This window comes from Verrucomicrobiia bacterium (genome assembly GCA_035946615.1).
GTDB lineage: Bacteria > Verrucomicrobiota > Verrucomicrobiia > Limisphaerales > UBA8199 > DASYZB01.
In genome coordinates this window covers 1-12,503 of sequence record DASYZB010000105.1, presented here as the reverse complement: position 1 = coordinate 12,503, position 12,503 = coordinate 1, and the positions used below count along the sequence as shown (strand labels likewise).

The window sequence follows — 12,503 nt, the reverse complement described above, 5'->3', positions numbered from 1 at the left end:
GGAAGCCTTAACTAGAGAAAGCAGAAAGCTGAAAGAAATTGCCGCCATCGCGCTCGTGCTCGTTGTTGGGGAGCCGTCCATTTTCAAAACATGCCCTTTTAGATATTTCCGCTTTCAGCTTTCTGCTTTCTGCTTTAACCAATGGACGATAATGACTCTTTACGACCTGATCCCCCGGGGCGAAGACCTCAGCAACAACATCCTGCTGAGCCGGTTTCTCGATTATACCCAGGGCAAGGGCCTCCAGCTCTATCCAGCCCAGGAATCCGCGATTCTCGAATTGTTCGAGGAAAAGAACGTCATCCTCAATACGCCGACCGGCTCGGGCAAATCGCTGGTGGCTGCCGCGCTGCATTTCAAGGCACTGACCCAGGGCAAGCGCTCGATTTATACCTGCCCTATCAAGGCGCTGGTGAATGAAAAATGGCTCGCTCTGTGCCGCGAATTCGGGCCCGAGAACGTCGGATTGAGCACGGGTGACGCCACGGTCAATCACGATGCGCCCATCTTATGTTGCACGGCTGAAATCCTGGCTAATATCGCTTTGCGCCAAGGTCCCACCGCCCAAGTGCAAGAAGTCATTATGGACGAGTTCCATTACTACGCCGATCGCGAGCGCGGGGTGGCTTGGCAAGTTCCTCTGCTTACCCTGCCCCAGGCGCGTTTTCTTCTAATGTCCGCCACGCTCGGAGACACGGCCTTTTTCGAGCAGGAACTGACCAAACTCAATGGACGGCCCACGGTAAGCGTCTCATCAACGCACCGTCCGGTCCCTCTCGACTTCGCCTATTCGGAGCTGCCGCTGGCGACAACGCTTGAAACGCTGGTTCGGGAACAAAAGGCGCCGGTGTATGTGGTACACTTCACCCAACTCGAAGCGGCCCAGAGCGCGCAGGATTTCACGAGCATTAATGTTTGCACGCGCGAGGAAAAAGCCGCTGTCGGCAACGCGCTGGAAAACTTCAAGTTCAGCAGCCCATACGGGCCGGAAATCCGCAAATGGCTCAAGCATGGGATAGGTCTCCATCATGCCGGGTTGTTGCCCAAGTACCGGGTGCTGGTCGAGCAATTGGCCCAAAAAGGACTGCTCAAAATTATTTGCGGCACCGACACGCTGGGAGTCGGGATTAACGTCCCGATTCGGACGGTTCTCTTCAGCCGGTTGTGCAAATATGACGGCGAGAAAACTGCCATCCTGAGCGCGCGCGATTTCCACCAGATAGCCGGGCGTGCCGGTCGCAAAGGATTCGACGAGCGGGGCTGGGTGGTAGCGCAGGCGCCGGAGCATGTGGTCGAAAACCTGAAGCTCGAACACAAAGCCGCCCGCGACGGCAAGAAGGCCGTCAAACGCAAGCCGCCTGAGTGGAATTTTGTCAATTGGGACAAAAACACGTTTGCGCGGTTGATGGCGGCACAACCGGAGCGACTGGCCTCGCGTTTCCAGGTTTCACATGGGATGTTGCTCAATGTATTGAGCCGCAAAGGCGACGGCTGCCGCGCGATGCAGACGCTCATCCGGGACTGCCACGAAACGCCGAAAGCCAAAAGGGCCCATCTCAAGCGGGCCTGGCAACTCTTCCGGTCACTGGTCGAGCGCAAAATCGTCGAGTTCATTCCGCGCACAGCCGAAGGGGCTTACCTGCGCGTCAATATCGAGTTGCAGGAAGACTTTTCCATGGACCGGACGCTCTCGCTCTACCTGCTGGAAACCTTGCCGCTGGTGGACCCGCAGGCGCCGGATTACCCGCTGGTCCTGCTGACGCTGGTGGAATCGATCGTCGAAGACCCGGACCTCATCCTGCGCAAACAACTGGATAAGGTTAAAGACCAGAAAATGGCGGAGATGAAAATGGCCGGCATCGAATACGACGAGCGAATCGAGGAGTTGGAAAAACTCGAATACCCCAAACCGAATCGTGAATTCATCTATTCCACCTTCAACGCCTTTGCGGACAAGCACCCCTGGGTTGGCCAGGAGAATATCCGGCCCAAATCCATTGCGCGCGAGATGTTCGAGAATTTCAGGTCCTTCTCGGATTACATTCGCGACTACGAACTGCAGCGGGCCGAGGGACTCCTGTTGCGCCACCTCAACGGGGTCTATAAAGTGTTGGCCCAAACTGTCCCCGACACCGCCAAGGGCGATACCGTCCGCGAAATGGAGATTTATCTGCGGACCATGATCCGGCAGGTGGATTCGAGCCTGCTGGATGAATGGGAGAAGATGCGGTACCCCAACTATCAACGCGCTGAGGAGAAAGAACTCCGCCCGCCGGGCGCGGAAGAAGCGGCCCCGGATGTCACGCGTGACACGAAGACATTCACGGCTGCGGTTCGGAATCGCATTTTCTCCTTCTTGCGTGGTTTAGTGAATGATGACGCCGGCCAAGCCCTCACTTATCTCAGCTCGGACCTGGATTGCGAAGGGCAACCCTGGACTGCCGGGCGTTTGCGCCAGGCCCTTGACGGCTATTACGCGGGGCATGAGCGGATTTGCCTCGACCCCGAAGCGCGCAACCTGCGGCACACCCACGTGCTGCCCAGCGAAGACAGGGCCTCGTGGCGTGTCCAGCAGATGCTCGTCGATCCAGAGGGCCACAATGATTGGGTTGCCGAGTTCGAGATTGACCTGGGCGAATCGCGCAAAGCGGGTGAACCGGTCCTGCGCTTGCGCCGGGTTGAAGGGCTGTGACCGGGGCTGCGAACAGTGACGAAGGTTTGTGCGTTGGCATGAAGAACGCGCAGATTGCGCTTATTCATGACGCAGGGCCTCGACGGGGTCCATGTTGGCGGCGCGCAGAGCAGGGTAGAGGCCGAAGACCACACCCACAATAGCCGAGATGCTGAAGGCCAGAAAGGGCGACCAGACGGTCACGATGGTCTTCATGCCGGCGGCGTGGCTGACAATGAACGGGATGGCCAGGCCCAGGAAGACCCCGAGAATCCCGCCTGCCCCCGAGAGCAGCACCGTTTCCACCAGGAATTGCAAAATAATGTCCCGCCGCCGGGCGCCCAACGCGCGCCGGATGCCGATCTCCCGGGTGCGCTCGGTGACGCTGGCGAGCATGATGTTCATGATCCCAATGCCGCCCACCAGCAGCGAGATAGCGGCTATCGAGCCGAGCACGATGTTGAAAATCTCTTTCGTCCGCTCCGCCCGCCTGAGGAGTTCGAGGGGGACAATCACTTCATAATCGACCTTTTTATGGTTCCGTTGCAGGACCTCCTTAATGGCGTCGGCTGCACCGGTGACCTCTTCGAGCGAGGCCACCTTCACGGTCGCCTCGTGAAGTTGCACCCGTTCGGCTGCGAAACTGCCGCTGCGCCGGCGCAGGAGAATTTCGCCAAATCGCAGTTTCGCAGTTTCCAGCGGGATGAACATGCGATGGACGGCCGCTTTCGTGTTATCCTGGCTGCCGTCGGCATTGGCCTCCGGCCCGCGCGGCTCCATCACGCCAATCACTTGGTAATATTCCGAACCGACCCGAACGTGTTTGCCAAGCGGCGATTCGAGCGGAAAAAGGGCCGGGACCATTTCGGCGCCCAGCACGCAAACACTGGCCTTGCCGTCCATGTCGGTATCGGTGAAGAACCGGCCCATAGCGACCTGATGATTGCGCATCTGAGGGTACCAGGGGACGGTGCCGACGACCTCGCAATCGACGCGGCGGCTGATGTTCCAGACATACTCGCGGATGTTGCGAGCCGGCAGCACCACCGTCACCCCGGGAATGGTCAAGCGTATGCGTTTCACGTCGGGGTAGGTCAGGCCGTACTGGAGCACATAATTCTCGCTGCCCTTGTCCGAGACTTTCTGCTCTTCGGGCGGTTTGACGCTGCGGATGATAATGTTTTGGCTGCCGAGGTTTTTAATCTGTTCCTGGGCCTCGAAGCTGGCGCCCTCGCCGATGGCCAGCATTGCGATAACCGAACAAACGCCAAAAACAATGCCCAGAACGGTTAACAGCGAGCGCAGCCGATGCAGCCACAGGCTCCGGATGCCCAGGCGCATTGAGCGCCGGAAACGGGCCAGCCATGAACCGGAACGCGGAGGGGATGATTTAGGGGGGTGGTTGTCCATTGACATCCGATTCGATCTCGCCGTCGCAAAGGCGAATGGCCCTTCGCGCGTGGCGCGAAATCGAGGTATCGTGAGTGACCAGGATGAGGGTCTTTCCCTGGCTGTTCAGGTCGTCAAACAGGTGAAGGATTTCACCCCCGGAAGTGGAATCGAGGTTGCCGGTGGGTTCGTCAGCCAGCAAGACCAGCGGGTCGTTGACCAGCGCCCGGGCGATGGCGACGCGCTGTTGTTGTCCGCCAGAAAGTTCGAACGGTTTATGCTCCAATCGCGCATCCAAACCCACGCGCTCGGCCAGGCAACGGGCGGCCTCGCGGCTCTCTTTCTCGGGCCGGCCCTGATAATAGAGCGGCACTTCGATATTCTCGAGGACCGTCAGTTGCTGGATCAGGTTATAGGACTGAAATACGAAACCGAGCCGGGTGCCCCGAATCGCCGAGAGGGCATCATCGGACATAGCGGAAACGTCTTCACCACCCAGCAGGTAGCGTCCCGAGGTGGGGTGATCCAGGCAGCCCAAGAGGTTCAGCAGGGTCGATTTGCCGCACCCCGATGGCCCCATGATGCTGATGTAGTCGCCGGAGTGGACATCGAAGGAAATGCCGCGCAGGGCCTCGACGGTAACCGACCCCATCCGGTAGGTCTTGCGGACATTTTCGAATTGGACAATGGGGGGCATGGTTATGCGTGCGGTAAAGTACTGAGAGGACCGGGGGATGGACTATACACAGAGGGACCCCTCTCCCCCGGCCCTCTCCCTTCGGGTATCTGTTTAGCCGGCAGGAACTCCGAGTAACCGCACGGTGGAAAGCTCGTACGTCCTCTAATTGGAAATCTGCGATATGGCAGGCTGGAAGTTTGCGCGACGCTAAACAGGTTCCCCTTCGGAAGGACAGAGGGAGACAACGAGGAGGATGGCGATAGTTTAAAATGTGCTTTCATGCTTTTCTGGCCTGGACTGGCGGGCTGGCAGGGAGCGTTGCGGGGGAAACCGCCGGGCCGGAGGGTAGCTGCGGCTTGGGTTTCTCAGGTGGTTTGCCCGGCAGCGCCGGGGTTTGAGGCTGGAGCCCATCAGGCGCTTTAAGCAAGACGAGTTCCCCCTCTTTGAGGCCGCTCTTAATCTCGATGAATTCATCGTTGAAACCCCCAATTTGCACTTCACGCCTCTCGGGCTTGGCGCCATGGGGCAGAAAGCAGACCTGCCGGTCGCCATCCGGGGAGACGGCCTGGACCGGCACATAAACGCAGTTGGAAATCGTATCCACCAGGATTTCCACCTTGGCGCTCATACCCGGTTTGGCCCAATCCTGGGTTCCATCGACAGTTATCGTCGTGAGATAGACTTTGAGGTCGGGGTTGAGCCAACGATTTTGTGAATCCGGCAGAACGCCCACCTTGCTGACCTCTCCAGTCAAGGCCTTGTCCGGGAAAGCATCCACCGTAATGCGGACCTTTTGGCCCTTTTTGATCTTCTTGATGTAGCTTTCGTGGATTTTGACTTTGACGGACATGCGCGTCATATCGGGAATAGTAATGATAGCCTGACGCTCGCGGACGGTGGCGCCTTCGCGAATCTGTTCCTGGCCGCCGTAATAGAACATGTCGTCGCCGGCGCTGCCGTACACAACCAGGCCGGTTTTGGTGGCGTGGATGGTGCATTTATCAAGTTGCTCCTTGAAATCGTCCCGCTGGCGGAGTTGGACCTGGTGCTGGGCCTGTGCGGACTTCAATTTCGCCCTGGCCTGAGCCATTTTCGAGATGGCAACCCGCCGGGCCTTATCCAATTCGCGGACGCTCTGGGCGAACTTCGAGAGGGTATCCTCGGCGGATTTGAGGAAGTCGTATTTGAGGAACAAGTCCCTGGCGCTGCCGGCAGTTTGCACTTTGAGCCGGCTGTTTTCGTAGGCGATGTCGTCCCGTTCCAAATCAGTTTTGGTGACGAAGCCCTTTTCAAAAAGGCGCCGGGTCCCCTCCAATGTCGATTTGGCCTGGCCCAATTCCTTTTCGGCAACCTGGAGGTCATCCTCGAACTGGCGCACTTTCTGCTTGGCCTCGCCATCGCCCAGCTTATCCAGGCTGGCGTAAGGTGAGAAATCGACCATCATGGAGTTGGTGGAGTCCATTTCATTCGGGTCGTGGTTGGCAGAGGGGGCCTGGGCAACGCGCAGGGGTTGCGCCGTGTTTGTCATTATGGGAGTGGCCTTGGAAGCAACAGCCCCGTTCACGAGCCGAATCTCCGCCGTTTGAATGGCGGCCGGCTGGTTGGTGGGTGAGTGATTTGGGCCGGGTTCGGGAGCGGCCATTGAACCGGTGACGGGCTGGTCTGGAGCGGCCTCATCGGCGCGGGTTGTCTGCTCGACATCATTGGTGCTCGCAGCGGCTAATAATTTATCGAGTCCAACCTGCGCGATGATCTGGGCCGTAACGGAGTCGCCGAGGAACTTATCGAAATCCATGCGGGCGAAGCGCGCCTTGAGTTCGGCATCCTTGATGTCGCTTTCATTTTGGCTCACCTGGATTTCATAGCTTTGTTGGGCGTCAATGAGGCTGGCCAGAGCGGATTGGTATTGGATTTCCTGTTGAATGAGCTGCTTCTGGAGGTCCGAAGAGTCGAGTTCGACCAGGACCTTGTTGGTTTTGACATCGTCATCCGTGACGAGATAGCCCTCTTCGACGATCTTAAGGATTTTTGTGCCTTGATAGCCGACGCGCACCTCGCATTTGATCTCCTGCGATTCGAGGGCTTGGAGGCTGCCTCCCTCGAGAAGGGTGATTTCGAGCGGGCCGCGCCGAGCGGCAAACACAGGGCCATTGGCGCCCGATTTTGAGCCGGGCGGCCAGAAAACCAAGGCCGCCGCTGCCAGGGCCAGGCCCGCCGCCAGAAGCCACCAGCGTGGCCGGCGCCAAAACGATGTAACTAGGTTACTTGCTGTTTGCATCGTGCGTTTCCTCCCACTGGCCGTTGTCTTTGATATAGAGAATGCCCAGGTTGTCCCAAAACTGGAGTCTGGCAATGGTATGGGTGACGAGGGCCTGCGTGCGCTGGTTTTTGGAGTCGTTTAATGAGTTTTCCGCATCGACCTGGTCCAGGGCCTTGGCGCGTCCGAGTTCGGCGAGCAGATTTTGCTCCTCGACGCGGCGTTGGGCGATGGTGACACCGATCTCGCTGATTTCGTAGTTGCGTTTGGCCTGGTCCAGCGTGCGCCAGCTATCGCGGACCTGGAGTTTAATTTGGTCTTCCTGCTCATCGACGGCGCGCCTGGCGCGTTCGCGCGTAATCAGGGCCGTCCGGTAGTTGTTGCGCTGGGGCAGGCGGTCCAGACCCGGATCGACCAGCGCCCCGGCGCTCCAACTGTATCGTTGGGGATCGGGCATCTGCAAGCCGCCGGTGCGGTCGGGGTTGCTGCTCATATTGACGGTTGAGACAAAATCGACTCTGGGCTTGAGGGCGCTGATGGCGACATCGACTTTGCGTCCCGCATCGCCCAGCTCGTCCTTCACGTTCAGGTAATCCAGGCGGGCAACCAGTGCGATTCGGATGGACTCATCGACGCTGAGTTTGGGGTCCCTGATTTGCAGACGCTCGAGTTCCCGATCTTCGAGGACAAGGTTGGCATCGACGCTCAAGCCCAGTTGGAGTTTGAAATTGTCGAGGGCCTGCTGGTAATTGCGGATGGCATTAATCCACGAGCTTTCAGCGGTGAGTTCCTGCTGTTCGAGCCGGCCCAAATCGGATTGGGTAATGCGGCCCTCCTGGGCCAGGGCCCGGCTGCGCTCGGCATTTTTCCTCGAGCTTTTGAGGTTCAGAAAGTTGTTGCGGGCGGCGTCGCGGCTGCCCAGGACGCCATAATAGGCGGTGGCGATTTGGACGGCGAAATCCTTGCGGTACCGGGTAAAATCGCGCAGGTCGTAAAGGACCTGCCGTTCATCCTGGGTGAGGGCTTCCATCTCGGCTTTGAAGGCGGCGTTCTGCAACAGGGGACGGGTGAAGCTGGCATTGAGCTGGGACTGGGAGAGGGTTTGGGGACCGCCGGTGACAAACCGGATAAAGTCAGCCGTCAAAGAGGCGCTGAGTTCGCCCACGCCGCGGATGAGCCAGTCAGCCCCAAGCAATGTCCCATTGGCGGCGATGCGCTGCTGCTCGACCAGCGAGTCGCTCACCACTGGTTCGAGCAGACCCGTGGCCTGGTTGAGTTGGTAGGCGACTGCGCGTTCGGTTTCTCCGCCGTAATTGATGTTGCCCTCGGCGTTAAAAATGGGGGTGAAGCGGTGGCGGGAGAGCGTCAGGTTCAGCGCGGAGAGATAAAGCTGCTCCTTGCGCGATTGATAGCTGCGGCTGTAGTGAATTGCCAGGGCGAGGGCCGATTCGAGGCTCAGCGCCCGCGCCCCGCGCTCGCGTTCACCATAGGCGCCAAGGAAATCGGGGGCATTGGTGGAGATGGGCAACTGCTCGAGCAGAGGGGAATTGGTCTGCTCGATGGTAAAATGGGGGTCCATGTTGGGCACCGCCGGTGATTTATTCCTGACGATGCCATAGACCTGCTTGTCGGCCGATTTGCGAAAGTACTTTGTCGTGCAGCCCGCTGCTCCCAGCAGGATCAGCAGCCCTACCCCCGCCAGAAATGGCGCCGTTGATTTCATCTGATTAGCCCGCCGCAAAAAAGGAACCGGAAATCGCTACATCCGGTTTTATTTTACTTTACTCAGAAAGGTTGACCAGCACCAAAACGTGCCGCAGGGATTCGTGGCCGCCGGCGTTTCAGACCTACCCATGCCCTCGCCGGCGGCCACAACCCGCCCTGGGGCCCCGCAAATTGTGAACCGCGCTTGCACAGTTGCTTACCCCGGGCAGCCCCAATAGTTGCGCGGATCGGTCTGCGCCAAGCGACCTCGAGACTCGCAACTCCGTGAAAAGCTGCAAAGAACTGTTAGGCGGCCAAACATTGGACAAGACAGACGCCTGGTGCTCACGGGCTTGGGAGGGAGAATCAAAGGCAAAGGGCTCGTCCTGGACTGTGGCCAAGTTTTTTTTCACCGCGAATAGGCGCGAGTCAGCGCCCGGAGCGTGGAGCGCGTGGGAAGTCATGCTGCGCCGACGCCGCGGGTCGGTTGGGTCCCGCGGAGTGGGCCATTTGGCGCAGATTAAATTCCAACGTGAAGGCCCGGAGCGCGTCGGCGTTCCGGACATCCACTCCGGATTCGAGGGCCGCCATGACGAAGGACTTGGCAGGCCCCCAGTTGCTGCGATCGCCGACGGCGGCAAGGGCCTCGTCCTGCACTGTCTGCGCCGTTTGGGCCAGTCCAAGCCCCTCTGAAAGCAGGGCTGTCTCGCTCAGAAACGTAAAGAAGGCGCTCAGGACCGGCGAGGTCGCTTCAAAAAAGGCCGGTTCGGCCGATACCTTCCTGGGGAATATCTCTGTGAGGCACTCGGCCACCGCCGCTTCATCCCATTTGTCGGGCGTCAAACCCAGATAGTCGAACGCATGCTGCGCGAAGAACCCCGTGATGGCGCTGGCTTTGCGCCGCTGAGAATCGGTTAGGCCGGCGAATCGCGGGCTTTTGTGAAAGGCCTCGAACCATTTGTCCGCCAGAGCCAAAGCGGCTTCGCGGTTTTCAAAATTATTCACGCTCTCCTTATCGTTGAAATCGACGATCGGGAAAAGAGCGAGTTGTTAGAGGTTATGGAGAACTTATTAACAGAGTTATTCCCCGTGAGGCGCTCACGGGTTGGCAGGCGCGGAACTCCAGGGTCAGCCCAGGGTCGGCCGCATTTTCGCCGCGTTCCTCATGGCCCCTTTTCTGAGAGGGCAGTTGCCTTAGTCGCTCTGCTCTGCCATCTTGAGTTTGGTTTTAGTGTATGCCTGTAGCCGCCGCAACAAGCGAAGCCGCCATCCTCAGCCGCGTTGTCCGCCCCAACACGGGGACATGGTCACGAGAGGCGGCTGAGTCCCTTTTGGAGTTTGATTTCCCTCCTTCCGATGTGCGGCGCATGAATGCCCCTGCAAGCAAGGTCCGCCGAGGGGCATTATCCGTCGCGGAGGAGGCCTTCGGACGAGGACGGGTCGTGATTGCGACGAAGTTCGCCTAGGTCAGTTTGGCGAGGGTCTCTTTGACTTTGTCGAAGTGCGGCAGGTCTTTAGGAGTGGGGGTTTGTTCGCTGTATTGGACGACGCCGTTTTTATCGATGACAAAGGCGGCGCGAGCGGCGGTGTCGCCAATTCCGGCCAGCATTGGAAAGACGACGTCGTACTTTTTGATGACGTCCTTATTGAGATCGCTGGCGAGGGGGAACTTGATATGCTCCTTTTGCGCCCAGGCCTCTTGAGCGAAAGGGGAATCGACACTCACGCCAATGACGTCGGCGTTGAGTCCGGAGTAGGCGTTGAGTCCGGCACTGATGTCGCACATTTCGGAAGTGCAGACGCTGGTGAAGGCTGCCGGGAAGAAGAGCAGAACGGTATTTTTCTTTCCGAAATTATTGCTGAGCTTCAGGTCAACGAGGCCGGAGGCTTGTTTGGATTTGAGGGTAAAATCAGGGGCTTTGGAGCCGACGGAGATAGCCATAATGCGTGTTGATTAATAGTTAAACGGTTAAGACATTCCAGTGCGGATATAGTCGCACATCAGGGTGGGGTGTCAATGCAATGACAGGGGCGGCGCTATTGTTTGGCGGGCGAGCTGGCGGGATGGGCGCTGAGTTGGCGGCTGCCGTCCCACACATAGAGCAGACCGGAAATGCCAGTGCACAGGGCCGTGCTGAGCGTCCAGCCAAAGAGCCAGCGTTTGTCCCACTTGAGCAGAATCCAAAGGATAACGATCATCTGCAAAAGGGTGGCGAGCTTGCCTAGCATGCGGGGTCTGACGTTGACCTTGCCGACGGTCCACTGAATGACGATCAGGCCGGCCAGCAAGAGGATGTCCCGGCCAATTATGGTGCCGGCAAGCCACAAGGGGAGCACATCGAGGTACGGCCGGTGATCGAAGCTCAGGACAATAATGCCTGAGACCAGCAAGAGCTTGTCGGCAAGGGGGTCCAGGATGGCCCCCAGTTCGCTGCGCTGATTGTAGCGGCGGGCAATGTATCCATCGACCCCGTCGCAAATGGAGGCAACGGCAAAGGTGAGCAGGGCCAGAAGCCGGTTGACCTCATTATGACCATTGCCATAGTAGAGCACCTCGACCACAAAAAAGGGGATTAAAAGAATCCGCAGGATGGTGACTTTATTGGCAGTGGTCATGGCTTGATCTGCGCCCCAATGTTGTGCGGGGGCGCTTTTTTCGTCAACCGCCAAGCTCGTTCAGGTGGCATGGCCCTATGACGTTGGGGTTCTCCCTTTTTTGGCTCAAATGGCATTTGACTAATTCATGAGTTGAGGCATTCTTATTAACAGAAAAACCATGCATGACAGGATCCCGTCAGTTACTTTGGCTTTTGGGGAGAAACTTCCGCAAAAGCGGAACTCTGGGAGTTGTGATGCTTCTGAGCTGGCAAAGTGGTTTGGCTTTTGAGAGGCCGCCGGCAGGGCAAGTCACAGGTTGGGGCAGTACTTTCATATCGAGAGTTGAGCGTGGAACGGGGATTACTAACATTGCATCGGGGTGGACGCACAGCCTGGCAATCACAAGCCGGGGAACAGTTGCGTGCTGGGGCGACAATTTCAACGACTACGGGTACGCCATCCTGCCAGAGGGTTTAAGCAACGTGGTCGCTGTGGGCGGGGGACAATACCACAGCGTAGCGTTGAGGAGTGATGGAACAGTGGTTGTTTGGGGAGCAAATAACGACGGGCAACTGATGGTGCCCAACGGGCTGAGCAACGTGGTAGCGATCTCGGTGGGAGCGTTTGATTGCCTTGCGCTGAAAGCCGATGGCACAGTCGCCGCCTGGGGGTACTCTCCCGACAGCACCCCGCCAAGCGGGTTGAGTAACGTGGTGGCGGTTGCCGCCGGAGGTTTTCATAGTCTAGCGCTCCTGGGCGATGGGACAGTAACAGGATGGGGAGTCAGTACTTACGGCGAGGCGACTTTGCCGAATGGGGTAAGCCATGTGGTTGCTATTGCGGCGGGGCTTAATCACAGTATAGCTCTGAAAGCTGATGGAACTGTCGTGACGTGGGGGGATAATAGCCGTGGCCAAACCAATACGCCGCCTGGTTTGAGCAACGTCGTGGCTATCGCTGCGGGGCCTTATCATAGTCTCGCACTTAAACAAGATGGAACGGTGGTGTCGTGGGGACTTAATAGCGCTGGACAAACAAACGTGCCCAGTTGCCGTTTGGGGCGATAAGGTTGCGTCAATAAATAACATTTACAAGTCCGTAGGAACCTGCTACCTATGGCGGCGGCATGGTTCCTATCCGTGACATTCGAGACAAGTTGATGCGAATCTGGCCCCACCTCAACGAGAGATCCCAACCAGAGGCGA

The 12,503-nt window shown here is 58.2% G+C and carries 10 protein-coding genes; 3 read left to right on the top strand and 7 right to left on the bottom strand.

The genetic code is table 11. The annotated features are described in order from the left end of the window. Positions 1-151 precede the first annotated feature (151 nt). A complete protein-coding gene (locus VG146_14510; protein HEV2393561.1) occupies positions 152-2,692 on the top strand; it encodes a DUF3516 domain-containing protein in 2,541 nt (846 codons plus the stop codon). A gap of 60 nt (positions 2,693-2,752) precedes the next feature. On the opposite strand, the gene VG146_14505 is transcribed toward VG146_14510, so the two are convergent. The 5 genes from VG146_14505 to VG146_14485 all read right to left on the bottom strand — a co-directional run bounded on the left by VG146_14505 (position 2,753) and on the right by VG146_14485 (position 9,705). Next, positions 2,753-4,012 (bottom strand): ABC transporter permease, encoded by a 1,260-nt coding sequence (locus VG146_14505; protein ID HEV2393560.1) that lies wholly within the window; start codon positions 4,010-4,012, stop codon positions 2,753-2,755. Between the two features lie 49 nt (positions 4,013-4,061). Continuing rightward, entirely contained in the window at positions 4,062-4,757 is a 696-nt protein-coding gene (locus tag VG146_14500; protein HEV2393559.1) for an ABC transporter ATP-binding protein, read from the bottom strand. A gap of 259 nt (positions 4,758-5,016) precedes the next feature. Further along, on the bottom strand, positions 5,017-7,017 hold the full coding sequence (locus tag VG146_14495; GenBank protein HEV2393558.1) for an efflux RND transporter periplasmic adaptor subunit: 2,001 nt from the start codon (positions 7,015-7,017) through the stop codon (positions 5,017-5,019). Beyond that, positions 7,001-8,719 carry a TolC family protein gene (locus VG146_14490; protein HEV2393557.1) on the bottom strand — a complete coding sequence of 573 codons (1,719 nt, stop codon included), beginning with the start codon at positions 8,717-8,719 and terminating at the stop codon, positions 7,001-7,003. The genes VG146_14495 and VG146_14490 overlap by 17 nt, the downstream gene beginning before the upstream one ends. Positions 8,720-9,129: 410 nt before the next feature. Then, positions 9,130-9,705 (bottom strand): hypothetical protein, encoded by a 576-nt coding sequence (locus tag VG146_14485; GenBank protein ID HEV2393556.1) that lies wholly within the window; start codon positions 9,703-9,705, stop codon positions 9,130-9,132. Positions 9,706-9,935: 230 nt separating this feature from the next. Here VG146_14485 and VG146_14480 point away from each other — a divergent pair, with 230 nt between their 5' ends. Continuing rightward, positions 9,936-10,166, top strand: a complete 231-nt coding sequence (locus VG146_14480) for a hypothetical protein (GenBank protein HEV2393555.1) — start codon at positions 9,936-9,938, stop codon at positions 10,164-10,166. On the opposite strand, the gene VG146_14475 is transcribed toward VG146_14480, so the two are convergent. After that, the gene (locus VG146_14475; GenBank protein ID HEV2393554.1) at positions 10,163-10,642 is read right to left on the bottom strand and encodes a peroxiredoxin; all 480 of its coding nucleotides are present in this window, start codon (positions 10,640-10,642) and stop codon (positions 10,163-10,165) included. The two genes, VG146_14480 and VG146_14475, sit on opposite strands and share 4 nt — an antisense overlap. A 95-nt stretch (positions 10,643-10,737) precedes the next feature. Further along, positions 10,738-11,316, bottom strand: a complete 579-nt coding sequence (pgsA, locus tag VG146_14470; protein HEV2393553.1) for a CDP-diacylglycerol--glycerol-3-phosphate 3-phosphatidyltransferase — start codon at positions 11,314-11,316, stop codon at positions 10,738-10,740. Positions 11,317-11,552: 236 nt separating this feature from the next. Here pgsA and VG146_14465 point away from each other — a divergent pair, with 236 nt between their 5' ends. Next, positions 11,553-12,365, top strand: a complete 813-nt coding sequence (locus tag VG146_14465) for a hypothetical protein (protein HEV2393552.1) — start codon at positions 11,553-11,555, stop codon at positions 12,363-12,365. The last annotated feature ends 138 nt before the right edge of the window (positions 12,366-12,503 follow it).

Excerpts from the sequence above, each read along its gene's own strand:
- VG146_14500 (HEV2393559.1), bottom strand. The coding sequence starts at position 4,757 with ATGCCCCCCATTGTCCAATTCGAAAATGTCCGCAAGACCTACCGGATG.
- VG146_14495 (HEV2393558.1), bottom strand. The coding sequence starts at position 7,017 with ATGCAAACAGCAAGTAACCTAGTTACATCGTTTTGGCGCCGGCCACGC.
- VG146_14490 (HEV2393557.1), bottom strand. The coding sequence starts at position 8,719 with ATGAAATCAACGGCGCCATTTCTGGCGGGGGTAGGGCTGCTGATCCTG.
- VG146_14480 (HEV2393555.1), top strand. The coding sequence starts at position 9,936 with ATGCCTGTAGCCGCCGCAACAAGCGAAGCCGCCATCCTCAGCCGCGTT.
- VG146_14475 (HEV2393554.1), bottom strand. The coding sequence starts at position 10,642 with ATGGCTATCTCCGTCGGCTCCAAAGCCCCTGATTTTACCCTCAAATCC.
- VG146_14465 (HEV2393552.1), top strand. The coding sequence starts at position 11,553 with ATGCTTCTGAGCTGGCAAAGTGGTTTGGCTTTTGAGAGGCCGCCGGCA.
- VG146_14505 (HEV2393560.1), bottom strand. The coding sequence starts at position 4,012 with ATGCGCCTGGGCATCCGGAGCCTGTGGCTGCATCGGCTGCGCTCGCTG.
- pgsA (HEV2393553.1), bottom strand. The coding sequence starts at position 11,316 with ATGACCACTGCCAATAAAGTCACCATCCTGCGGATTCTTTTAATCCCC.
- VG146_14510 (HEV2393561.1), top strand. The coding sequence starts at position 152 with ATGACTCTTTACGACCTGATCCCCCGGGGCGAAGACCTCAGCAACAAC.